Annotated in this window: 21 protein-coding genes; 15 read left to right on the forward strand and 6 right to left on the reverse strand. The window is 60.9% G+C overall.

What is annotated here, in order from left to right:
* Window positions 1-122 precede the first annotated feature (122 nt).
* The 3 genes from DDE77_RS10120 (at window position 123) to DDE77_RS10130 (ending at window position 2,769) form a co-directional block, all read left to right on the forward strand.
* Window positions 123-1,163 (forward strand): Gfo/Idh/MocA family protein, encoded by a 1,041-nt coding sequence (locus tag DDE77_RS10120; protein WP_108397351.1) that lies wholly within the window; start codon window positions 123-125, stop codon window positions 1,161-1,163.
* Window positions 1,164-1,237: 74 nt separating this feature from the next.
* On the forward strand, window positions 1,238-2,191 hold the full coding sequence (gene lipA, locus DDE77_RS10125) for a lipoyl synthase (RefSeq protein WP_108397352.1): 954 nt from the start codon (window positions 1,238-1,240) through the stop codon (window positions 2,189-2,191).
* A gap of 137 nt (window positions 2,192-2,328) precedes the next feature.
* Entirely contained in the window at window positions 2,329-2,769 is a 441-nt protein-coding gene (locus tag DDE77_RS10130) for a type II toxin-antitoxin system RatA family toxin (protein WP_108397353.1), read from the forward strand.
* Between the two features lies 1 nt (window position 2,770).
* On the opposite strand, the gene DDE77_RS10135 is transcribed toward DDE77_RS10130, so the two are convergent.
* Together DDE77_RS10135 and DDE77_RS10140 are read right to left on the reverse strand one after the other, a co-directional pair.
* Entirely contained in the window at window positions 2,771-3,268 is a 498-nt protein-coding gene (locus DDE77_RS10135; protein ID WP_108397354.1) for a CinA family protein, read from the reverse strand.
* Window positions 3,268-4,458 (reverse strand): bifunctional 2-C-methyl-D-erythritol 4-phosphate cytidylyltransferase/2-C-methyl-D-erythritol 2,4-cyclodiphosphate synthase, encoded by a 1,191-nt coding sequence (locus DDE77_RS10140; RefSeq protein ID WP_108397355.1) that lies wholly within the window; start codon window positions 4,456-4,458, stop codon window positions 3,268-3,270. The genes DDE77_RS10135 and DDE77_RS10140 overlap by 1 nt, the downstream gene beginning before the upstream one ends.
* Window positions 4,459-4,659: 201 nt before the next feature.
* On the opposite strand from DDE77_RS10140, the gene dusB reads away from it, so the two are divergent.
* The 3 genes from dusB to ntrC are packed head-to-tail and all read left to right on the forward strand — an operon-like array spanning window position 4,660 to window position 8,200.
* Window positions 4,660-5,640 carry a tRNA dihydrouridine synthase DusB gene (gene dusB / locus DDE77_RS10145; RefSeq protein WP_108397356.1) on the forward strand — a complete coding sequence of 327 codons (981 nt, stop codon included), beginning with the start codon at window positions 4,660-4,662 and terminating at the stop codon, window positions 5,638-5,640.
* The gene (locus tag DDE77_RS10150; RefSeq protein WP_108397357.1) at window positions 5,637-6,758 is read left to right on the forward strand and encodes a two-component system sensor histidine kinase NtrB; all 1,122 of its coding nucleotides are present in this window, start codon (window positions 5,637-5,639) and stop codon (window positions 6,756-6,758) included. The genes dusB and DDE77_RS10150 overlap by 4 nt, the downstream gene beginning before the upstream one ends.
* Window positions 6,755-8,200: a nitrogen regulation protein NR(I) gene (ntrC, locus tag DDE77_RS10155; protein WP_108397358.1), complete on the forward strand. Its 1,446-nt coding sequence runs from the start codon at window positions 6,755-6,757 to the stop codon at window positions 8,198-8,200. The genes DDE77_RS10150 and ntrC overlap by 4 nt, the downstream gene beginning before the upstream one ends.
* Before the next feature lie 148 nt (window positions 8,201-8,348).
* Here the strand turns inward: ntrC and DDE77_RS10160 are convergent, their stop codons facing one another.
* Window positions 8,349-9,335, reverse strand: a complete 987-nt coding sequence (locus DDE77_RS10160) for a LacI family DNA-binding transcriptional regulator (protein ID WP_108397359.1) — start codon at window positions 9,333-9,335, stop codon at window positions 8,349-8,351.
* Between the two features lie 208 nt (window positions 9,336-9,543).
* Between DDE77_RS10160 and DDE77_RS10165 the strand changes: the two genes are divergently transcribed.
* From DDE77_RS10165 to DDE77_RS10205, 9 genes are all read left to right on the forward strand, one after another.
* Window positions 9,544-11,472, forward strand: a complete 1,929-nt coding sequence (locus DDE77_RS10165; RefSeq protein ID WP_108397360.1) for an ABC transporter substrate-binding protein — start codon at window positions 9,544-9,546, stop codon at window positions 11,470-11,472.
* Between the two features lie 82 nt (window positions 11,473-11,554).
* Entirely contained in the window at window positions 11,555-13,669 is a 2,115-nt protein-coding gene (locus DDE77_RS10170) for a ThuA domain-containing protein (RefSeq protein WP_108397361.1), read from the forward strand.
* Window positions 13,670-13,813: 144 nt separating this feature from the next.
* Window positions 13,814-14,800, forward strand: a complete 987-nt coding sequence (locus DDE77_RS10175) for an ABC transporter permease (protein WP_108397362.1) — start codon at window positions 13,814-13,816, stop codon at window positions 14,798-14,800.
* A 9-nt stretch (window positions 14,801-14,809) separates the two neighbouring features.
* Window positions 14,810-15,976: an ABC transporter permease gene (locus DDE77_RS10180; protein WP_108397363.1), complete on the forward strand. Its 1,167-nt coding sequence runs from the start codon at window positions 14,810-14,812 to the stop codon at window positions 15,974-15,976.
* A gap of 10 nt (window positions 15,977-15,986) precedes the next feature.
* Window positions 15,987-17,705, forward strand: a complete 1,719-nt coding sequence (locus tag DDE77_RS10185; protein ID WP_108397546.1) for an ABC transporter ATP-binding protein — start codon at window positions 15,987-15,989, stop codon at window positions 17,703-17,705.
* The gene (locus tag DDE77_RS10190) at window positions 17,702-18,733 is read left to right on the forward strand and encodes a Gfo/Idh/MocA family protein (RefSeq protein WP_108397364.1); all 1,032 of its coding nucleotides are present in this window, start codon (window positions 17,702-17,704) and stop codon (window positions 18,731-18,733) included. Before DDE77_RS10185 ends, DDE77_RS10190 begins: the two co-directional genes overlap by 4 nt.
* Window positions 18,734-18,744: 11 nt before the next feature.
* Window positions 18,745-19,662: a sugar phosphate isomerase/epimerase family protein gene (locus DDE77_RS10195; RefSeq protein WP_108397365.1), complete on the forward strand. Its 918-nt coding sequence runs from the start codon at window positions 18,745-18,747 to the stop codon at window positions 19,660-19,662.
* A 3-nt stretch (window positions 19,663-19,665) separates the two neighbouring features.
* Window positions 19,666-20,451 (forward strand): hydroxypyruvate isomerase, encoded by a 786-nt coding sequence (gene hyi, locus DDE77_RS10200; RefSeq protein ID WP_108397366.1) that lies wholly within the window; start codon window positions 19,666-19,668, stop codon window positions 20,449-20,451.
* Window positions 20,448-21,308: a 2-hydroxy-3-oxopropionate reductase gene (locus DDE77_RS10205; protein ID WP_245895158.1), complete on the forward strand. Its 861-nt coding sequence runs from the start codon at window positions 20,448-20,450 to the stop codon at window positions 21,306-21,308. The genes hyi and DDE77_RS10205 overlap by 4 nt, the downstream gene beginning before the upstream one ends.
* An 18-nt stretch (window positions 21,309-21,326) precedes the next feature.
* Here the strand turns inward: DDE77_RS10205 and DDE77_RS10210 are convergent, their stop codons facing one another.
* The 3 genes from DDE77_RS10210 to DDE77_RS10220 are packed head-to-tail and all read right to left on the reverse strand — an operon-like array spanning window position 21,327 to window position 23,685.
* Window positions 21,327-22,139, reverse strand: coding sequence for a GNAT family N-acetyltransferase (locus tag DDE77_RS10210; RefSeq protein ID WP_108397367.1), 813 nt, complete (start codon window positions 22,137-22,139; stop codon window positions 21,327-21,329).
* Window positions 22,136-22,867, reverse strand: a complete 732-nt coding sequence (locus tag DDE77_RS10215; RefSeq protein WP_210204378.1) for an aspartate/glutamate racemase family protein — start codon at window positions 22,865-22,867, stop codon at window positions 22,136-22,138. Before DDE77_RS10215 ends, DDE77_RS10210 begins: the two co-directional genes overlap by 4 nt.
* Window positions 22,867-23,685 carry an ABC transporter permease gene (locus DDE77_RS10220; RefSeq protein WP_108397369.1) on the reverse strand — a complete coding sequence of 273 codons (819 nt, stop codon included), beginning with the start codon at window positions 23,683-23,685 and terminating at the stop codon, window positions 22,867-22,869. Before DDE77_RS10220 ends, DDE77_RS10215 begins: the two co-directional genes overlap by 1 nt.
* Window position 23,686: the final 1 nt, after the last annotated feature.

Raw genomic sequence — 23,686 nt, forward strand, 5'->3', positions numbered from 1 at the left:
TCGGCTAAGCCGGTACCATCTCGGGATGGATTCCGGCGCAAGGCCGCGGTGACATCGTGGTGGCGATAAACCTGCTGATTAAAACAACGTCCAAATAGCCAGCTGAACAAGGAGTTATCCACATGGTCAAGGCAATTCAGATCGGGCTGGGACATTGGGGTTTCGACTGGTCCAAGGAAGTTATCCCCAAAGTTCCCAGTATCGAGATGGTGGGGTATGTGGATAGCAATCCAGAAGCCACCGAGCGCGTCAAAAGCGAGCTCGGCGTGCCGGACAAGCTGCTGTTCACCAATCTCGAAGAGGCCGTGAAGTCCTCGGAGGCGGAGCTTGCGATCTGCACGTTGCGGACCGAGGCGCATTATCCCGTAGCCAAGCGCTGCCTGGAACTGGGCCTGAGTGTCCTGGTGGAAAAGCCGTTTGCTTCCACGATTGCGCAGGCCAAGGAATTGGTGCAGCTCGCAAAGGCGCAGGGCAGGGTGCTGATGGTCAGCCAGAACTACCGGTTCCAGCCAGCGCCAATCGCCGCGACCGAACTGATCGGCGCGCAGAAGTTCGGACCGGTGAATCTGGTTTCGATAGACTTCCGCCGCCATGCGCCGAGCCAGGGTTACCGCTACTGGGACATGCCCGATCCGCTGCTGGCTGACATGTCGATCCACCATTTCGACCTGATGCGCATGGTGTTGAATGACAATGCCAAGCAGGTGTCCTGCCGTACGTGGAATCCGCCGGCGAGCCCCTTTGGGCACCATCCTATCGGGGTGGCGACGCTGGAGTTCGAAAAGGGCACGATCGTATCCTATCGCGGTAGCTGGATGAGCAGCGGACCTGTGACGCCATGGGCTGGTGAATGGACGATGGATTGCTCGGAAGGGCAGATCTTCTGGACATCGCGCGATCACTTCATGGGCAAGGCAGGGCCGGACCGTTTGAGCCTGCAGCCGCGAGATGGTGAAGCAAGTCCGGTGGAGCTGCAGAAGCTGGAGTTTTCGGATCGACAAGGCACTCTTGCGACGATTGCGCGCGTGATCGAGACAGGCGCCGTGCCTGCGCGCTTCAGTTCGGGCGAGGACAATCTGCATTCCCTCGCGCTGGTGCAGGCGACGATCCTGTCGGCTTCACGGGGTGGCGATTGGGTCGAACTCGCCGAGATCTTGCAATAGGTTGAACGAGGCCGGTTGAACCGGCCCGCATTGGGAGCGATATAACGGGCATTACGCCCAGTCAGGACCAAAAATTGGTTACGCTCATTGACATTTCGGCCCTTCGGCCGCGCCACCCCGAAAAGGCCAATCGGCCCGACAGCGTCGTGCTGCGCAAGCCCGACTGGATCCGCGTCAAGGCACCGGGCTCGCCGGTCTACAAGGAAACCCAGCAGATCGTGCGTGAGCACGGTCTGGTCACGGTGTGCGAGGAAGCGGGCTGCCCCAATATTGGGGAGTGCTGGAGCAAGAAGCACGCGACCATGATGATCATGGGCGAGATCTGCACCCGCGCCTGCGCATTCTGCAATGTGCGCACGGGCATGCCAGGCCCCCTCGATCCGAGTGAGCCCGAGAAGGTGGCCTTGGCTGTCGAGAAGCTCGGGCTGGAGCATGTGGTAATCACGTCCGTCGACCGTGACGATCTGGCTGATGGCGGGGCGCAGCATTTTGCCGATGTGATCCTGGCGATCCGCGCGCGCAATCCGCGTACGACCATCGAGATCCTGACCCCGGACTTCCTGCGCAAGGAAGGCGCGCTGGAGATCGTGGTGGCGGCCAAGCCTGATGTGTTCAACCACAACCTCGAAACCGTGCCGTCCAAATACCTCAAGGTGCGGCCGGGCGCGCGCTATTTCCACTCCATCCGGCTCTTGCAGAAGGTCAAGGAGCTCGATCCGACCATGTTCACCAAGTCGGGGATCATGGTTGGCTTGGGCGAAGAGCGCAACGAAGTGCTCCAGCTGATGGACGATCTGCGTTCGGCTGATGTGGATTTCCTGACCATCGGGCAATATCTGCAGCCGACCAAGAAGCACTATCCGCTGCAGCGGTTCGTGACACCCGAAGAGTTCAAGTCCTATGCCACCGTGGCTACGGCGAAGGGCTTTTCACTGGTGTCATCGAGCCCACTGACGCGGTCCTCGCACCATGCGGGGGAGGATTTCGCGGCACTCAAGGCTGCGCGCTTGGCGAAGCTGGGGCGGTAAGTGCACTTCACGGTTAGGGGCAGACCTCATGGTGAGCTTGTCGAACCACGAGGTCGCTTCGCCGGACCCGCCACGACCTCGTCCTTAGACAGGCTCAGGATGAGGTCTACTGAAAATGTCTGCTAGAACATGGATCCATGAAGCGTTTTTTTGAGCGGCATGTGCCGCACCTGCCGCAGCGCATGTTCGAGATCGTTGCCGATATGAACGATTATCCGCGCTTCATTCCCAACTGCAAGGCCATGCAGCTGCGGCCTGATCCGGCGGCGGGGGATGGCAGGGTGTTGCTTGCCAAGATGACGCTGTTCTTTGGACCGATCACCCAGTCCTATACCAGCCGGGTAACGATCGATCCCGAAGCGCTGACCATCCGCGCCAAGGCGGTGGATGGGCCTTTTTCCTATCTCGACAGCGTATGGAGCTTTGAGCCCGAAGGGCAGGGCACGCGCGTGCGGTTCGAGATCGACTTCAAGATTTCCAACGTGTTCATCGCCGCCGTGGCTGAGCCGGCTTTTGCGGCCAAGCAGGAAGAAATCATGCGGGCGTTCTGCGAAGAGGCGGACCGGCGGTTCGGCTAGGCTAGTCGGCGTCGCTGGTCAGCACCTGCAGCACCAGGTCGAGCGCCGCGCTGACGGTGGCCTTGCGGATGCCGTCGCGGCCGAGGTCGCCGAATTTGTGTTCGATGACGACCGTGGCAAGTTCGGACGAGACAGCCACATAGACTAGACCCACCGGCTTCTTCTCGCTGCCGCCGCCGGGCCCGGCAATGCCGGTGACCGCAACGGCATAATCTGCGCGGGCGGTGTTGCGGGCACCATCGGCCATAGCGCGGGCGACCTGATTGCTGACAGCGCCATAATCACGGATGAGGCGCGCCTGAACGTGGATCATGCGCGACTTGGCTGTGTTGGCATAGGTGACGTAGCCACCATAAAAGGCAGCCGATGAGCCGGGAATGTCGGTGAGCGCCGCCGCGATCATGCCCCCGGTACAGCTTTCGGCCGTGACGATGGTTTTCCCGCCTTCGCCTAGAATGGTGATGATCTGCTCGCCCGTGCTGGGTTTTGTGGTGGCCATCAATCCACCCTTGGCATTTCGATGCTGGCGCTCGCCATGGCGACCATTCCTTCCTCCCGCCCAATGAACCCGAGTTGCTCGTTGGTGGTCGCCTTGATCGCAATGCGTGAAACCGCAATTCCGAGCGTTTGGGCAATCACGTCGCGCATGGCCGGGACATGGGGTACGATCTTCGGCGCTTCGCAGATCATTGTCACGTCGAGATTGATGATCCGTCCACCGGCTTTTGCAACAAGATCCCCTGCATGCTTGAGGAACACGACGGAAGCCGCGCCTTTCCAGCGCATGTCCGACGGTGGAAAGTGAACGCCAATATCGCCTTCCCCGATGGCGCCGAGGATGGCATCGGTGAGGGCATGAAGGGCGACGTCAGCATCGGAATGGCCCTTGAGCTTGGCATGGTGCGGGATGCGCACGCCACAGAGCCAAACGGCATCGCCCGGTTCGAACTGATGCACATCAAAACCAGTGCCGATGCGGGTTTCCAAAGCTGTGTCTCCGTGAATGATCCGCTCGGCGCGAGCGAAATCGTCGGGGTGGGTGATCTTGATGTTGTCGCGATCGCCCGGCACGAGCGCTACGCGTAGCCCTGCCCATTCGGCGATCTCTGCATCGTCCGTAAACTGGCGCGGAATGGTCGAAGCACGCATATGCGCCGAAAAGATTTGCCCGAAGCGGAAGCCCTGGGGAGTCTGGGCCGCGGCGAGCTGGGTGCGATCTTCCGTGGTGGCGATCTGGTTGCCGTCACGCACGCGCTTGATGGTGTCCGTTACGGGCAGGGCGGGGATAGCGCCGTCGTTGTCTGCCAGAGCATCCAGAACGGCCGAAATGATTTGTGGATTGGCGAAGGGGCGGGCAGCATCCTGGATCAGCACCAGATCGGGGCGGGAAGGGGCCAGAGCCTTGAGGCCCTCAAGCACGGAAGCTTGCCGCGTTTCGGCGCCGATCACTGGCGAGAGCAGACGAGGGTGAGAAAGGTTCAGGGCAGCATATCTGTCTGCGTGATCGGCGTGGATCGCCACAACGACCTGCATCTGCGCGGGGTGATAAAGAAAAGCGCGCACCGTTCGGGTGAGCACAGGAAGGCCCGCAAGCGTCCGGTATTGCTTGGGCTCGCCTGTTCCATCGGCGTTGACGCGCTCGCCCTTGCCGGCAGCAACGATGATGACGGCGATCGACTTTTCACGCATTGGACTTGCTAACACTCACGACTTGAAACCGTCACAGCTTCGTGGTCTAGCGCCCGCTCTCCTATGCGGCAAGTGCAGGGCTGCCGAACGCTGGCCAGGTTGATTTAGCCAGTTGCACCATGCCGGTTTTTGACTATTGTGCAGGCAACATTATGCAGTTGATCATTTCTGGGGCAGTTCGTGGCGGCTAGTGCCTGTAAGTTGAGCATCGGCAACCATCCGGTCCGCAACAATGCTTTCCTCGCCCCCATGGCCGGAATCACTGACCGTCCGTTCCGGCGCATCGCCGAGCGGTTTGGCGCGGGGATGGTTGTTTCCGAGATGATCGCCAGTTCGGCCCTGAATGCCGGCAATCAGGACATGGTGCGCCGGTTAGGCAAGCCCGGCAGCCTGCCACATATGGTGCAGTTGGCGGGATGCGAGGCTGAGTGGATGGCCAAGGGCGCCCGTATTGCGCATGACGCGGGCGCTGACATCATCGACATCAATTTTGGCTGTCCGTCCAAACGAGTGACCAATGGCTTTGCGGGGTCGGCGCTGATGCGTGTGCCTGATCATGCCATGACGCTGATCGATGCTGTGGTTGGGGCGACGCCGCTGCCGGTCACGGTCAAGATGCGGCTGGGCTGGGATGATGAAAGCCTCAACGCGCCCGAGATGGCGCGCCGGGCTGTGGATGCCGGCGTCAAGATGATCACGGTGCATGGCCGCACACGGCAGCAGTTCTACAAGGGGCAGGCCAGGTGGGAACTGGTGCGGGCGGTTGTGGATGCCGTGGATGTGCCGGTGGTGGTCAATGGCGATATTGTCGACCTGGCGAGTGCCCGCGAGGCGCTGGAGCTCTCGGGTGCCTCCGCGGTGATGCTGGGGCGCGGGGCGCAAGGGCGCCCCTGGGCCGTCGGGCAGATCGGCGCAGAGCTCAATGGCGAATCGATCCCCGAAGCGCCGGAAGGCGCTCACCTGGTGGCGATCATTGTTGAGCAATACGAGCAGATGTTGAGCGATTACGGGGTAGCGGTCGGCCTCAGGGCGGCCCGCAAGCATCTGGACTGGTATGCCGAAGCGGCAGGCCTGAACCTCGACAAGCCCACGCGCACGGCGCTGCTCAACAACGAAACGCCTGCCGAGGTGATTGCGATGATTGAAACCGTGTTTAGTGGCGATTGGAAGGCTGCGGCATGAGTGCTCCAGAGGACGCAACGCCTTCCACGGCCGTGCTGCAGGCACTGCCGCAGCCCATCATCGTTTGTGCCGAAGACCGGCAGATCGTGTTCGTCAATTATGCCGCCGAGGCGTTCTTTGGTGCGTCGCTGAGCATGCTGACGCGGCAAAAGCTCGATGATCTGATTGCATTCGGATCGCCGATCATAACGCTGGTCGAGACGGTGGCGCTGCGGCGTGCGCCTATGACTGAATATCGGGTGCGAGTGGGATCGTCCCGGTTTGGGGACGAGCGGATTGCCGATGTGTTTGCCAGCCCGCTGTCGGACAGTGATGGCCGTATTGCGCTGCTGATCCAGGAGCGCACCATGGCCGACAAGATCGACCGCCAGATGGTGTCGCGTGGCGCGGCGCGATCGGTGACGGGGCTGGCGTCCATGCTGGCCCATGAGATCAAGAACCCGCTTTCGGGCATTCGCGGCGCCGCGCAATTACTGGAGCAGACGGTGAGCAGCGATGAAATTCCGCTGGCGCGCCTGATCCGCGAAGAAACCGATCGCATCGTGCACCTGATCGACCGTGTGGAAGTGTTTGGTGACGAGCGTCCGATGGAGCGCGAGCCCATCAACATTCACGTGGTGCTCGACCGGGTGAAGCTCCTTGCGCGCAACGGCGTCGCGCGGGGCATAGCTTTCTCGGAAGAGTATGATCCTTCGCTGCCGCCGGTTTACGGCAATCGCGACCAGCTGATCCAGGTGTTCCTGAACCTTGTGAAGAACGCCTCCGAAGCCCTTGAGCGTACGCAGAAACCCGAGATCCGGTTTTCTACTGCATTCCGCCCCGGCATTCGCATCAGTGTGACGGGAGTGTCCGAGCGCATCTCGCTGCCGCTCGAGATTGTCATCGAAGACAATGGGCCCGGCGTGCCCCCTGACATCATGCCCTTTTTGTTTGATCCGTTTGTGACCACCAAGACCAATGGCTCCGGCCTGGGCCTGGCGCTTGTTGCCAAGATCGTGGGGGATCACGGCGGCGTCATAGATTGCGATAGCCGACCGGGTCGAACCAAGTTCCGGATATTGCTTCCCGTTGCGAGCGGGGCCTTCCAAATGCCGATTGAAGAGGAAATGGCAAAATGAGCCATGTTGTCCTGCTCGCCGATGACGATGCAGCCATCCGCATGGTGCTCAACCAGGCGCTGACCCGTGCCGGCTACGAGGTGCGCCCCACCGGGAACATTTCCACCATGTGGAATTGGGTTAGCCGCGGCGAGGGCGATATCCTGATCACCGACGTGGCCATGCCGGACGGCAATGCCTTTGAGGTGATGCCCAAGATCAAGAAATTGCGGCCTGATCTGCCGATGATCGTGATGTCGGCACAGAATACCTTCATGACGGCGATCCGGGCGTCGGAAGTGGGCGCTTACGAGTACCTGCCCAAGCCCTTCGACATTACCGAAGTGCTCTCGGTCGTAGCGCGGGCTCTGGCCGACGCCAAGAAGCCTACGGCTGCCGAGCGCAAGGCGGAGGAGCCGGGCGAGACGATGCCGCTGGTCGGGCGCTCCACCGCCATGCAGGACATCTATCGCGCCTTGGCGCGGCTGATGCAGACTGACCTCACCGTGATGATCACTGGCGAGAGCGGCACGGGCAAGGAGCTTGTGGCGCGGGCACTGCATGATTTCGGCAAGCGGCGTAATGGACCATTCGTTGCCATCAACATGGCGGCCATTCCGCGCGATCTGATCGAGGCGGAATTGTTCGGGCATGAGAAGGGTGCCTTCACCGGCGCCAATACGCGCTCATCGGGACGGTTCGAACAGGCAGAGGGTGGTACGCTCTTCCTCGACGAAATCGGGGATATGCCGATGGATGCACAGACGCGGTTGCTGCGTGTGCTCCAGGAAGGCGAGTACACGATGGTCGGTGGTCGATCATCGATCAAGACCAATGTGCGGATTGTTGCGGCAACGCACCGCGATTTGAGCCAGATGATCCGCCAAGGCTTGTTCCGCGAAGACCTTTACTACCGCCTCAATGTCGTGCCGATCCGCCTGCCGCCGCTGCGTGAGCGTGTCGATGACGTAGGCGACCTTGCCATGCACTTCCTCAAGTCTGCGCAGCGTGAAGGCGAGCCCGTCAAGACGATCTCACCCGAAGCCATAAGGCTGATGCAGAACTATTCCTGGCCGGGCAATGTGCGCGAGCTGGAGAACCTCGTCCGTCGGCTCTCGGCGCTCTATGCCGATGAGTCGATCTCTGCCGAAATCGTGCAGAATGAGCTCAACATCGTTGACCGCCAGACCACGAGCGCGGCGACGGGCCCGATGGACGTGTCCATGGCCGTGGAAACCCATGTTGGACACGTACTGCGCGAATATGAACCCAACCTGCCGCCGGCAGGGCTCTACCAGCGCGTAATCGACAAGGTTGAGGCACCTTTGATCGCGATGGCGCTCAATGCCTGCGGTGGCAACCAGATCAAGGCGGCTGATCTGCTGGGGCTGAACCGCAATACGCTCCGCAAGAAGATCCGCACGCACAGCATCGAGATCATCAAGCACAGCCGGCGGGGGTAAGATCGCCAGGGAGGTCGTTTTCGCAAAGCGGCTTTGGGCGCGGCCCGGGGCTCCTGAAGGCCAGGACCGACTCCGACCCTGACGCAGTCCCCGTCGCTCAAGAAAACGCTTTAATCCTTACGCCCGGATTATCGGGACGCTTCGCCGGTCAACGCACGCTAAGATCGGCAACTGAATCGCGCTCGATCAATGTTGGCACCAGCATCAGCCTTTGCGCGGGCAGCTGACGCCGATGGGTGTCCAGGCGTTCCATCAGGGTGCGGAAGGCGGCAATGCCCATTTCGGCGCCTGGCAGGCGAAGAGTTGTCAGCATCGGGGAAATCTGGGTCGCGGCGGCGAAGTCGCCGTAGCCAATTACCGATACATCTTCAGGCACACGCAGGCCCAGTCGGTGCAGTTCGGAAACAACGAATACACCCAGGCTGTCATGGGAGCAGAAGAGGGCCGTGGGCATTTCGCCCCGCTCGCGCAGATCTGAAAACGCTTGGGCAAAAGTCTTGGACGGGCTGAACTGGATTTCGCCGATCTGGGCGTCCTCATATGCAAGGCTGGCCTCGCGTAACCCGAATAAACGCTCCATGCGGCCTCGCAGTACCCGGCTGCCATGCACAAAGTCTATGCGCCGATGTCCCCGGGCCAAAAGATACTGCCCTACGGCGTTGCCTGCCTCGTGGTCGGCACCCGTGACTTGGTCGGTTTGTTCGAGCGGCAGCACCCAGCCCAGCCGCACAATGGTTCGTCCCGTTTGTTCCAGCGCGGAAACTATGGCCCCGTCGTGCTGACCAACCAGCACCACGCCCATGCTTGTGGCCGCAAGCGCAGCGGCTCGCTCGGCGTCGGGTGACCAATGGCTCTGCACCTGAAACCCTGCCGCCGCCGCTTCGGTTTGGATGCCGCTTTGCATCTGCATCCACAATTCGCTGTTTACTGGATCGTGGTTGGCAAACAGAATCTGGATGATCCGCTGTGGCGGAGCAATTTCAACGGCGCGCAGATAGCCCATTTCAGCCGCCTTGGCCGTGATTCGCTCCCGCGTTTCCTCGCTGACACCATCCTTTCCCGCCAATGCACGGGACACGGCGAACTTGGAAACCCCCAAATGATCGGCGATGTCCTGCAGGGTGACTTTCTTCAATGGCGTGTCTCCGTTTTTGTTAGGTTACATCAAGAGTGCTGTTTGGGACAAGTTGCTCCCGTTTGTTGCGGTAATCTCCTGTTTATGCTGCGCTCTTCTGATATGCTCTGCACAGATTGAAAAACATGTTGACCTAACAATTTGGTGCTGAGAGGCTGGTGTTAGCTTATAGAGCGTCGTTCAGCGCGCCGAGCTTTGGAGGACCCCCATGACCAGCATTTCACGCCGGACTTTTCTTGCCGCCACCGGTGCGGCGATTCTGCTCCCTGCCATTCCCGCCTTTGCCCAGGCGGCACCCAAGGAAGCTCCGGCACTTGTCGAGGCCGTTGCCAGTGGCGCGCTGCCGCCCGTGAACGAGCGCTTGCCGCGCAACCCCATGGTTGTGGAACCCTACCAGAGCGTCGGCCAATATGGCGGCGATCTGCGGACCGCCCTTGTTGGCGGCGGCTCGCTCAACATGATGCACCGCTACCAGGGCTATGAGCCGCTGGTGCGCTACACCCCCGATTTCACCGGCGTCATCCCCAATGTCGCAGAGAGCTATGAGGCCAACGAGGACGCCTCGGCCTATACCTTCAAGCTGCGCGAAGGCCACAAATGGTCCGACGGCCAACCCTTCACCACCGACGACATCATGTTCTTCTACGAGGACGTGATGATGAACGCCGAGCTCACCCCCGCGCCACAGGGCCATCTACGCTCGCCCAATGGCGATCAGGCGGTGTTCGAAAAGATCGATGAAACGACCTTCCGCATCGTCTTCTCACAACCCAATGGCCTGTTGCCGCTGCGCCTCGCCTGGGCCAATGATGATCGCACCACGCGCACGCCGCGCCACTACCTTGAGCAGTTCCACATCAAGTACAATCCCGATGCGGACCAGATCGCCAAGGATCAGGGCCTGACCGGCTGGGTACAGCTGTTCCAGATCAAGAGCGGCATTTCGGTTGACGGCGAGATCTTCAAGAACAAGGACATGCCGACCCTTTACGGCTGGAAGGTCATGCAGCCCCTGGGCGAGTCCGCCGAATACGCCATCTCCGACCGCAACCCCTACTATTTCAAGGTGGACACCCAGGGCAATCAGCTCCCCTATATCGACCGGGTGACCTATGCCGTGGTGGCCGACAACGAGGTGCTTCTGCTCAAGGCGCTGCAGGGCGAGATCGACGTGATCGACCAATGGATCGCGACACCGGCAAACCGTGCCGTGCTCTATGACGGTCAGGAAGCGGGCAATTACGGTTTCTACACCACCACCTCGACCGAACCTAACGAGATGGTGTTCCAGCTCAACCTCACCCATCCCGACCAGACCAAGCGCGCCCTGTTCCAGAACAAGGATTTCCGCATCGCGATGAGCCACGCCATCGACCGGCAGGCCATCATCGATACGGTGCTGATTGGGCAGGGTGCTCCGGCCCAGCCCTCCATCCGCCCCGAGGACCCGCTGTACAACGAACAGTTGGCCACCCAGTATGTCGAGTTCGACGTGGCCAAGGCCAACGAAATCCTCGATGGCATCATCCCCGAGAAGGATGGCGAGGGTTATCGCCTGATGGAGAACGGCCAGCGCCTGACCATGATCTTCGAGATCGACCAGGTCCGCCAGGTGTTCGTGGACAGCTTTCAGCTTGTGCTGCCCATGCTGCGCGCCGTCGGCATCGACGCCCAGATGCGCACCATGGACCGCTCACTCTGGGAAGTGCGCGTGCGCCAGGGCGGTGAATACGACGCGACCGTCCATAAATTTGGCGGCAATAGCGGCATCTCGGCAATCCTTGATCCGCGCTATTTCTTCCCCAACACCACCGAGGCCTTCTACGCCAAGGGTTGGCAGATCTGGTACAACGACCCGGCCTCTCCCGACGCCGTGGAGCCCCCCGAGGCGACCAAGCGCCAGTTCGAGCTCTACAACGAAGTTCGGCAAACCGGCGACCAAGCGCGTCAGCAGGAACTGATGAAGGAGATCATCCAGATCGCGGCCGACCAGTTCTATGTGTTCGGCGTAACCTTGCCGCTCAATGGCTATGGCGTGGTTTCCAACCGCATCAAGAATTTGCGCGAAACCATGCCGAACTCCTGGGGCTATCCGACCCCGGCGCCTACCAACCCGGAACAATACTTCATCAGCTGAGCCACCTCCCACGCTCAGCTTCGCACCGGCGGCTCTCTGCCGCCGGTGTGCCCCTTCACTTCATCTCCCGGACGTTTCTCCGATGCTCAAGCTCGACGACCGCCCCTCTGTGGCTAGCCCTCAGCGCTCCCCCGACTGGTACAAGAGCGCCACGCGCTGGACCCAGCTCACCTTCGTCGAGGATGATCCGCAGCGTTATGATCCGGCGTTCTGGGTTGACGTGTTCAAGCGCACCAAGTCCAATGCCATCTGCCTCTCTGCAGGCGGCTATATCGCCTATTACCCCAGCGAAATCCCGCTGCACCACGTTTCAAAATTCATTGGCGACACCGACCCTTTCGGCACGCTGGTGGCCGAAGCGCGCAAGCTCGACATGCATGTCATGGCCCGCGTTGATCCGCACGCCATCCATGCCGATGCGGCTCAAGCCCATCCAGAATGGGTTTCGCTTACCGCTGATCGGCAGCCGCGCGAACACTGGGCCATGCCCGGCATTTATGTCACCTGCGCCTATTCCAGCTACAATTTCGATTTCATGACCGACGTCATTGTCGAGATCGCCACCAAATACGATATCGACGCGCTGTTTGGTAATCGCTGGCAGGGCCACGGCGTCTGCTACTGTAAGGCGTGCGAGGACAATTTCCGTGCCGCTAGCGGCTTTGACCTGCCGCAGACCAGCTCCGCTTCCGATCCCATCTGGCAGGCCTGGGCCGCTTGGCGCCGCACCACGCTGACCCGGCTCGTGGCTCATTGGGACGATGCCGTGAAAGCTGTGCGTCCCCATGCCAGCTTCATCCCCAATATGAGCGGCTCCTCCTTGATGGAGTTCGACCTTTCCGTCATCAAGAAGCACTGCCCGATCCTGTTCGTCGATCACCAGGGCCGCCGCAATGTCGAGCCAGCCTGGTCGGCCGGGCGCAACGGCAAGCGCATCCGCGCCACCTTCCGCGACCGCCCGGTGGGTCTCATCACCTCCATCGGGCCCGAGGAAATCCCGCGCTGGAAGGACTCGGTTCAGACCGGCCCGGAAATCGAGCAATGGATTCATGCCGGCATTACCCAGGGCCTCTTCCCCTGGTTCACCAAGTTCAATGCCTGCATTCCGGATGACCGCTGGGTTGAGCCGGTCGCACAGGCCTTCAACCTTCATGCGGATGTAGAGCCGGTTCTAGGCTCCATGATGCCGACGGCCGAAATCGCCATCATCGATCCTGCCACCACGCTGCGCCATTGGGACCCCGACAAGCGGCACCTGGCCGAGCTCAATGACCTCGGGTTCTACCATGCCTTGGTGGAGGCGCGGCTGCCCTTCGAGTTCCTCTCCGATCAGATCATGACGGTGGAAGCACTGAGCCGCTACAAGGTCGTCATCCTGGCCAACGCCACATACCTTTCCGACGCACAATGCGAGGCGCTGCGTGCGTTCGTGGCGGCCGGAGGCAGCATCGTTGCGGCGCATCAGACCTCCCTCTTTGATGAAAAGGGTGCTCCCCGTACCGACTTCGGCCTCGCCGATGTATTCGGCGTCACCATGACGGCTGCACCACGCGGCAATGTGCGTAACTCCTACGTTGCTATTAATGGCGATCACCCGATCAACCGGGGCTATGAAGGTGCCCAGCGCATCATTGGCGGCACCGAACTTGTCGCCGTCGAGCCGACCACGGATGTGGAACTGCCATTCCTCGCCATTCCGGATTTCCCCGACCTGCCCATGGAGGAGGTTTATCCGCGCTTGCCGCCCCAGGGTGCGGGCGTGGTAGCGCGCACCACTGCGGCCGGCGGACGCGTCGTCTATGTGCCCTGGAATATCGGGGAGGTCTTCTGGACCTACATGGCGCCCGATCAGGGCCGGCTGATCAGCAACGCCGTTCGTTGGGCACTTGGCAAGCGCGCCGAGGTTGAAGTCGAGGGCAAGGGCGTCTTCGACGTGGGACTGCATGGCAACGATGAGGGCAGGGCAGTGTGCCTGCTCAACCTGACAAATCCCATGATGATGAAGGGCCCCCTTCGCGATACATGGCCCGTGGGTCCGCTGACCGTGAAATTGGAAATACCCCAGGGGAAAACCGTGAAGTCGGCCCGTCTGCTGGTCAGTGGCAAGGACGTACCGTTCCGAATCCTGGATGGAAGTGCAACGGTCGACATCGCCGACATCGAGACCCTGGAAGTGGTGCATCTGGCCTGGGCATAGGGGGGGATAGCTCCCTCACCGGCCAGTCCCTCCCCTCCCAGGGGGAGGTTAGGTGGGGGCAACGAACCCCGATAAGGCGACCCAGAACAACCGGCCCGACGGCAGCCCGCCGGACCACCCGCAAAGCCGAAAAGAGGAGCGGCAATGCTGAACTACATCCTGAAGCGATTGGTCTACATGATCCCGACCCTGATCGGCATGTCGATCATCTCCTTCGCCATCATCCAGCTGCCTCCGGGCGATTACCTGACCTCGCTCATGTCGACTCTGGCTGATGGCGGGGCGCCGATCGATCCGGCGACGGTGGAACGCCTGCGCGCTCAATACGGGCTCGACCAGCCGGTCTGGGTGCAATACGGCAAGTGGATGACGGGCATCCTGACGCGTGGGGATTTCGGCTTCTCCTTTGAGTGGAACCAGCCGGTGTCCGAGGTCATCTGGTCACGCATGGGCTCGACCCTGGCCATCTCCTTTGCAGCGCTGGTCTTTGTCTGGGCCGTGTCGCTGCCTATCGGGATCTATTCAGCCGTGCGTCGCAATTCGGTCGGCGACCACGTCTTCACCTTCTTCGGCTTTATCGGCCTTGCTGTCCCCAACTTCATCCTCGCGCTGACGCTGATGTATGTCTCATTCCGCGTCTTCGGCCAGTCGGTGGGCGGGCTGTTCTCGCCCGAATATGTGGATGCGCCCTGGAGCTGGGGCAAGCTGTGGGATTTGGTTCTCCACTTGTGGATTCCCATCATCGTCATCGGCATGTCCGGCACCGCAGCGATGATCCGCATCCTGCGCGCCAACCTCACCGATGAGCTCTCCAAGCCTTACGTGACCACGGCTCGCGCCAAGGGCCTGCCCGAATACAAGGTCATCGTGAAATATCCGGTGCGCATCGCGCTCAACCCCTTTGTTTCGGCAATCGGCTGGGTGCTGCCCGAGCTGGTTTCCGGTGTCACCATCACCGCCATCGTGCTCAACCTGCCCACCGCCGGTCCGCTGCTGCTGCGGGCGCTGGTCGCACAGGACATGTACCTGGCCGGCAGTTTCATTCTTCTGCTGAGCGTGCTGACCCTAGTCGGCATGCTGATTTCCGACATCCTGCTTGCGCTGCTCGATCCGCGCATCCGGTACAATTGAGGTGATGGCATGACCACGTCTCCCAGCCTCGACGCCAAACTTGCCGAAGAAGGCCCCGCCATCAGCGGCCTCAAGCCCGGCATGGACCCGATCTCCGACGCAGCCGCGGGTCAATGGACCCTGATTTGGCGCAAGTTCCTCAAGCAAAAGGTCGCGCTCTTTTGCGGCGCAGTGATCCTGGTGCTTTACCTGATCGGTGCCTTCGCCGAATTCCTGGCACCCGGCCTGCCGGATACCAGCCGGGCGCAGTACACCTACGCGCCGCCCCAGAGCATCGGGTTTTTCACCTCCGACGGGCAATTCCAGCCTCATGTGAAGGGCTACACCATCGCGATCGATCAGGCGGCCCTGCGCCGGACCTTTGTAGTCGACGACAACGTCATCGTTCCGATCGGCTTTTTTGTTGAAGGGCCGGCGTACAAGTTCTGGGGCCTGTTCGAAAGCAACCGCCACCTTGTGGGACCGCTCGATCCCAACCAGACCATGTATCTGCTGGGCGCCGACCGGCTTGGCCGCGATCTCTTGAGCCGGCTGATCTATGGCACGCGCATTTCCATGTCGATCGGCCTGATCGGCGTGTGCCTGTCGCTGGTGCTCGGCGTCGTTCTGGGCTCTATTTCTGGCTATTTCGGCGGCTGGGTCGACACCGTCATCCAGCGCATCATCGAGGTGGTGAGCGCTATGCCCACCATTCCCCTCTGGCTTGGCCTCGCAGCGGCGATCCCACTCACCTGGTCGCCCATCAACGTTTATTTCGTTATCACCATCATTGTGTCCCTGCTGGGCTGGACCGGGCTGGCGCGCGAGGTGCGCGGACGCTTCTTTGCCCTGCGTAACGAGGATTTTGTCACCGCTGCCAAGCTCGATGGGTCGGGCGAGCGCCGGGTGATCTTCCGGCACATTCTCCCCTCGCTCACCAGCCATATCCTGGCCGTCGTCACGCTCGCCGTACCTTCCATGATCATAGCTGAAACCTCGCTGTCGTTTCTGGGCGTCGGGCTCAAGGCGCCGGTCGTCAGCTGGGGCGTGCTGCTGCAGGACGCGCAGAACATCCGTTCGATCTCGACTGCGCCTTGGCTGCTGATCTGGCCGAGCCTGGCTGTGGTGATCGCCGTCCTGTCGTTCAACTTCTTCGGCGATGGCCTGCGTGATGCAGCCGACCCATACGAAAGCTGAGGTGGAGAAAATGGAAAAGCCCGTTCTGAGCGTCGAAAATCTCTCCCTCGATTTTCACCTGCGCACCCATATCCTTCATGCCGTGCGCGACGTGAGCTTCGAGCTCCATCGTGGCCGCACCCTTGCCCTCGTGGGCGAAAGCGGCTCAGGTAAGTCCGTCACTGCCCGTGCGCTGATGCGCATCGTCGACAAGCCCGGGCAGATGGTGGGCGGTCGGATCATCCTGCGTACGCAGGGGCAGGAAACTGACCTTGCCCAGCTGTCTGCCGATAGCCGCGAAGTGCGTGCCGTGCGCGGCGCTCGCATCGGTCTCATCTTTCAGGAGCCGATGAGTTCGCTGTCCCCGGTCCACACCATTGGCAGCCAGATCGACGAAATGGTTCGTCTCCATGTCGGTCTCGACAAGCGGGCCGCGCGCGATCGCACCGTCGAGCTCCTCGGCCAGGTTGAAATCCCCAACCCGGCCGAAATGGCCAATCGCTATACCTTCGAGTTCTCCGGCGGCATGCGCCAGCGCGCCATGATCGCCATGGCACTCGCCTGCAATCCCGACATCCTCATTGCCGACGAGCCGACCACGGCCCTGGACGTCACGACGCAGGCCGAGATCCTTGATCTCATCAAGCGCCTGCAGACTGAGCGCGGTATGGCCATGCTGCTGATCACCCATGACATGGGGGTCGTTGCCGAGGTCGCCGATGACGTGGCGGTCATGCGTTTTGGCCGGATTGTCGAGACCGCGCCGGTGGACCAGATTTTCCACGCCGCCCAGCATCCCTATACGCAGCGGCTCCTGGCTTCCACCGTCAAGCTTGAGCAACCCGCCGAAGTGCGGGCAGGCATCCGCCCCCAGCCTCAGCCGATCCTTTCCATCGAGAACCTCAGCAAGACCTATGGCAGCGCCCGCGGCTTCATGGGTGGGACAAAGTTTGCCGTAAAGGCGGTCGATGATGTGAGCCTCACCCTTCATGCCGGCGAGAACCTCGGCATTGTCGGCGAGAGCGGATCTGGCAAAACAACGCTCGGGCGATTGATCCTGCGTGTGGTCGAACCAAGCGCCGGCCGTGTTCTCTACCGCAACCGAGATGGCAGCGAGATCGACGTCACTGGGCTCTCCAAAGGAGGTCTGCGTAAATTCCACGCCGATGTCCGTCTCATCTTCCAGGACCCTTTTGCGTCACTCAACCCGCGCATGACCATCCGGCAGATCGTAGGCGACCCGCTCGTAGTCGAAGGCAAGCTCAAGCCCAGACAGATCGAGGAGAAGGTAGCCGAGCTCCTGCGCCTTGTCGGCCTTTCGCCCGATCTGATGGAGCGCTACCCGCACGCGTTCTCCGGTGGTCAGCGGCAACGCATCGGCATCGCCCGCGCGCTGGCGCTCGATCCGCGCATTATCATCGCCGATGAAGCAACCTCCGCCCTCGACGTTTCAATCCGCAGCCAGATCCTCGACCTTCTGCTCGATATTCAGCAAAGGCTGGATCTCAGCTTCATCTTCATCTCCCACGATATCTCCGTTGTTCGCTATTTCTGCGACCGGGTTGCGGTGATGCATCGCGGAAAGTTGGTCGAAGTGGGGCCTGCCGAGAAGATCTGCACGGCACCCGAAGAGGCCTACACCCGCTCGCTGATTTCGGCCGTCCCCAACCCCGACCCCCGCAACAAGCGCATGCTTCACCGAACCCGCTTCTCGGCGGTTCTCAACGATAACAGTCTGCTAACCAAATGACCTCGAATGTTACCGCCGTTCTCGCCGGCGCAGGTGCCATGAGCCGCAAATGGCTCGACTGCATAAAGACCATTGGTGGGGTCGAAATCGTCGGCATTGTCGACCTGTTTCCCGCCAACGCCGAAAAGCGCGCCGCCGAACAGGGCATCAATCCCGACATCGGCACGGACCTTAAGTCCATGCTGGCAAAGCACAATCCCGATATCGTCCTCGACGTCGCCATCCCCGCCGCCCGCCACGAAATCGTCTCCACCGCCTTGGCCGCCGGCGCCCACGTCCTCTCCGAAAAGCCCATGGCCGAAACGCTCGACCAGGCACGCGACCTCGTCCGCCGCGCCGAAGCCGCCAACCGCCTTCACGTCGTCGTCCAGAACCGCCGCTACCTCGAACAACTCCGCCGTATCCGGCGCCTGATTGCTTCTGGTGCCATCGGCGAAGTCACTGGAATCCATTGCGATTTCTTCCTCGATCCGCATTTCGGCGGCTTCCGGGAAACCATGGCTCACGTGCTGCTGCTCGATATGGCCGTCCACACGTTCGACGCTGCCCGCTTCGTCGCCGACGATGCCGCCGTTTCGGTCTACGCCGAAGAATGGAACCCCAAAAACAGCTGGTACGCCAAGGATTCTTCGGCATTTGCAAGCTTTCGCTTCCAAAATGGCGCGGTCTTCACGTATCGCGGCTCCTGGTGCGCTCCCGGTTTCCGAACCAGCTGGGAAAGCGTCTGGCGCATAACCGGCACCAAGGGCTCGATCCTGTGGGACGGCGCCGCCGACATCCGCGCCGAAGTTGCCTTGCCCCACCAAGCGGGCACGCTACTCCCCGGCACACAAGCCATTGAAGTACCTGCGCTTAATCCAGCCGATTGGGTCGGGGGGCACCTGGGCGTAATCACCGATTTCATCAGCGCCGTCCGCGGCGGCCCCGTCCCCGAAACAGTGGGACGGGAAAACATCAGGAGCCTGGCCATGGTGCTGGGCGCCATCGATAGCGTCGGCCAGGGCCGTCGCGTCGAGATCGCAATCTAGGAGACATTTTCATGGCGATAGACCCAAAAGCCATTCGCATCGGCACCATGATCCGCGGGCACGAGCCCGATCCGGTCGGCTATCTCGAGAAGATCCTGCCGCACGGCTTTGAAAGCATCGAGCCGTATTTCTGGCAAACCGTGAACAAGGATTTGCCCGAGCTTGCCAAGCGGCTCAAGGACGTCATCGGCGACCGGGATGTCGCCATCTCCACTTTAGGCATGTTCGGCAACCCGCTGGAAGTTCGAGAGAAGGACGTCGAGACCCTGCGCGGTTGGGAAGCGCTGATCGACAACGCCCATCACTTCGGTGCCACCTGCATCGCCGGCTTCACCGGCCGCATCCGTGGTCGGCCGATCGAAGAAAGCCTGCCCCAGTTCAAGAAGGTCTGGAGCGAACTCTCCAAGCGCGCAGCCGACAAGGGCGTCAAGATAGCCTTCGAGAACTGCGCCATGAGTGGGGGCAACTGGCAGACTGGCGACTGGAACATCGCACACAATCCAGATGCCTGGTCCATGATGTTCAACGAGCTTCCCGAGGACAATCTGGGACTTGAATGGGAGCCTTGCCACCAGATGGCTTACCTCATCGATCCCATTCCCCAAATTCGCGAATGGGGCCACAAGTTCTTCCACGTCCACGGCAAGGACGCCACCATCCGCTGGGACGTCATCAAGCGCCATGGCTTTGGTGGCAAGGAAAAGGCCGTGTGGATGCGCACGCCTGGCTTTGGTGACACCAACTGGGCCGATGTCATCTCCGAACTGCGGCTTGCCGGCTATACTGGGGCTATCGACATCGAGGGCTGGCACGATCCGGTTTACCGCGAGGAACTCGAGATGGTGGGCCAAGTCCACGCCCTTAACTATCTCAAGTCGTGCCGTGGCGGCGATTTCATCGCCTATCCAGGCCCATTGAAGGGAGCCTGATCTATGCCACGTTTTTCTGCCAATCTTTCCATGCTGTACACCGATCTGCCCTTCATCGACCGCTTCGGCGCGGCGGCAGCGGACGGTTTTACGGCGGTTGAATATGTCGGCGCTTACGATCAGGACGCGGGCGCGCTGGCCGATCTACTGCGGCAACACGGGCTAACCCAGGCGCTTTTCAATCTTCCTGCGGGTGATTGGGCGGCGGGAGAGCGCGGCATTAGCTGTCATCCCGATCGCATTCCCGAGTTTCGGAGCGGCGTCGATACGGCAATCGCATATGCGAAGGCCAGCGATTGCGAAATGATCAATTGCTTAGCCGGGATAGCGCCGGAAGCGCAGGATCGGCACTCGCTTGAGCAGGTGTTGATCGACAATCTCGCCTATGCGGCACCGCGCCTTGCGGACGCCGGGATCAAGCTCCTGCTTGAGCCGATCAATACGCGCGACATTCCCGGCTTTCTGATCAATTCCACCGATGACTTTGAGCGGATCGCCGGAGCAACAGGTCACGACAATCTGTATCTTCAGTACGATTTCTATCACATGCAGATCGTGCAGGGGGATCTACTTCCCACCTTCCGCCGACTACAGAACCGCATCGCCCACGTGCAAATTGCCGACAATCCGGGTCGCCACGAGCCAGGTACGGGTGAGATCAACTACACTAACATTTTCAAGGCACTGGACGAGGCCGGCTACTCCGGTTGGGTTGGTGCCGAATACAAGCCGCAGGCAGGCACAAGCGCTGGTTTGGGGTGGTTCAAGGACTGGAGCAATCGCGCATGAAGATCGGGTTCATCGGACTGGGCGTCATGGGACGGCCAATGGCTGGTCATTTGATCGCGGCTGGACATGAGGTCTATCTCAATCGTGTCAAGGAGGCATCGCAGCACTTGGCCGAGGCAGGCGGCAAGCCGCTCGAGACCGCCCGGCAAGTGGCTGAGGCGTCGGAAATCGTTATCCTCATGCTCCCCGATACGCCCGATGTGGAAGCCGTTTTGTTTGGCGAAGTTGGTGTGGCCCAAGGCCTGTCAGCGGGCAAGCTCGTCATCGACATGAGCTCTATTTCACCCGTAGCGACCAAGGCGTTCGCCTCCCGCATTGGTGAGCTTGGCGCGGCCTATGTGGACGCCCCCGTGTCGGGTGGCGAAGTCGGCGCCAAGGCCGCATCCCTCACCATCATGGTAGGCGCCAATCCCTCCGATTTCGAGCGGGCGCGGCCGCTGTTTGAGCTGATGGGCAAAAACATCACCCTTGTTGGGGAAGTCGGGGCAGGGCAGACAGCCAAGGTCGCCAACCAGATCATCGTCGGACTTACCATCGAGGCCGTGGCAGAAGGCCTTGCCTTTGCCAAAGCGGCCGGGGCCGATCCTGCCAAGGTCCGGCAAGCGCTAATGGGCGGTTTTGCAGCGTCACGTATTCTCGAAGTGCATGGTGAGCGCATGATCAATGGGACGTTCGACCCTGGTTTTCGCGTGCGTTTGCACCGCAAGGACATCGGTTTAGCGGTGAATGCTGCCACGTCACTTGAGCTCTCCTTGCCGCATACCGCAAGTCTGCAGCAAATGATGAACAAGGCTCTCGCCGAAGGTCTCGGCGACATGGATCATTCGGCGCTGTTCCAAATGCTGGACCAAGGCTAAGTGTAGTTGATTGCCTGATTATCCCAGCTCAAGGCTGGTCACCCCGAAGACAAAGGGAAGCCGGACGGCTGGTGCAGGGCCACGATACATGCGGGTGGTTTGAAAACCGGGAGAGAAGCCGAGCGCAGACAGGGTCAAGAGAAATTCTGTCTGGGAGCAGGGCACATCAATATGGATCAGTCCTGATCGAGCGGTAAGGAGCGCGATGGCGCCGTCGACATTGCTTGCAAAAAGTGGGCCGAGCTTGGCGCCGTCCGTGCAGGGTCGCAGAACTCCATAGGCGGCGATCCAATCATCAGCGCGATAAACGAACGTCTCGTGCGGCGGAGCAAGCCAATGGTGCAGGAAGGCGTGGCGATCAGCAGGGAAGCACTGGCGGTCCAGTCCGGCAATGTCCTTGGGCTGCGTGGGAGATCTGCGTTCGATAGGAGCAGGCACAGCCCCGACCATTCCAATCATATGGATGGTGTCGTAAGCCGCTTTGAAGCCCATACTAGCATAGTTGTCCCGCTGCATTGGCACCGCATCAAGTCCAATGGTGCGATCCCCGAGATAGGCCATTCCCGCGTCCCAGACGGCTTTGCCATGCCCATGCCCCCGCCAGTCCGCGTGGCAAATGTAAAGACCGATAAAGCCAAATGCGTCGTCATAGGCGATTGCGGCGATCGCTGCGACCATCGCCCCATCGACAAAGGCGCCGAAAAAGCCGTTCGGATCTGCAGCATAAAAGGCTCGCGCGTCATGGAGCCCAGGGTTCCAACCCTCGGCAGCAGCCCAGCAAAGCAGTTCCTCGACCTCGCGTAGTTCAAGGCTGCGGATGCTCCGGCTCATGCGGGAGCGAACTCCGCAAGTGTGCCCGCATAGGGCTTGGCTGTTGGTGTGGCATAGGCACCGCGCTTGCTGGTGCTCAGACGCAGTGCCACCAGCGCTTCCGCCTGTTTCACGGCCGCACCCACGCCGTCGATCACCGGCAGGTCGAATTCGGCACTCAATGTATGCGTGAGATCGGCCATTCCAGCGCAGCCAAGAACGATCGCCTCGGCATTGTCTTCGGCGATTGCACGCGCAATTTCGTTGCGCAGTCGCTCACGGGCGCCAGAATTCGGATCCTCCAGTGAGAGCACCGGAATGTTTGCTGCGCGGATGCGTGCGCGCCCAGCCATGCCGTAGCGCTGAGCAAGCTCCTCGATTGGCACACGTGAACGTTCCATGGTGGTGACCACGGTGAAGCGCTTTGCGATGAAAGCCGCGGTTGCCATGGCCGCTTCGCAAATTCCGATCACCGGCATGCGAACCATGGCTCGCGCAGCGTCGAGCCCTGTGTCGTCGAAACAGGCGATCAACGCGGCAGCGGCACCGTTTCGTTCTGCCTGGCCGATTTCCTTGAGCAAGCCGGGCAGGGCAAAGGCTTCATCATAATAGCCTTCAATGGACGCCGGCCCCATGCTGGAGGTGATCGGCACGATCTCGGTCCCAGCTGCGGCCACCATCTGCGCTGCACCCGCAATGGTTGCTGTCATGCTGGCGGTAGTGTTGGGGTTGATGACAGCGATGCGGATCATGCGCGAGCCCGCCTGCGGCCGATCAGCAGGATAATGCCCAGGGTGGCCAGGATGACGATGAACGAGAACAGCGTTGTCACCGTGCCCAGTGCATAGAGCACGGGCGTCGTGACATTGGTGGTCATGCCATAGATTTCGAGCGGCAAGGTATTGGAGCTGCCGGAGGTCATCAGGGTGCGGGCGAATTCGTCATAGCTCAACGAGAAGCCGAACAACCCCACCCCGATCAGGCTCGGTGCAATCATGGGGAGCACGACATGGTAGAAGGTCTGCCAGGAACTGGCGCCAAGGTCTCGCGCCGCCTCTTCGTAGCTAGGCGAAAAACGATTAAACACGGCAAACATGATCAGCACGCCAAAGGGCAGGGTCCAGGTGAGGTGGGCGCCAAATCCCGAGCTGAACCAGGACGCTCGCCAGCCCAACTGTTGAAACAGGACGCCGATGCCCAGCGATACGATGATGGACGGAACAACAAGGCTGGCCACGGTCAGATAAAAGAGCGGCGATGCGCCTAGGAAACGGCGACGAAACGCCAGCCCCGCCAGCAGGGACACCAACACGGTGGTGCCCATGACCATGAGGCCCAGCAGGAGCGAGCGACCAAAGCTTGCCCCAAAATCGCCGACCGCCTGGCGTTCGAACAGGTTCTGAAACCAGCGCAGCGAAACGCCATTGAGCGGAAAGGTCAGCCCCCCCTGTGGCCCTTGGAAGCTGAGAATGAAAACGGCTGAAAGCGGCCCATAAAGGAACAGCACGAACAACGCGAAGAACGCTGCGAGCCAGTAATATCCTGGGCTTCTCTTGTCGCGCTCCACG

The organism is Devosia submarina (genome assembly GCF_003056345.1).
Taxonomy (GTDB): domain Bacteria; phylum Pseudomonadota; class Alphaproteobacteria; order Rhizobiales; family Devosiaceae; genus Devosia; species Devosia submarina.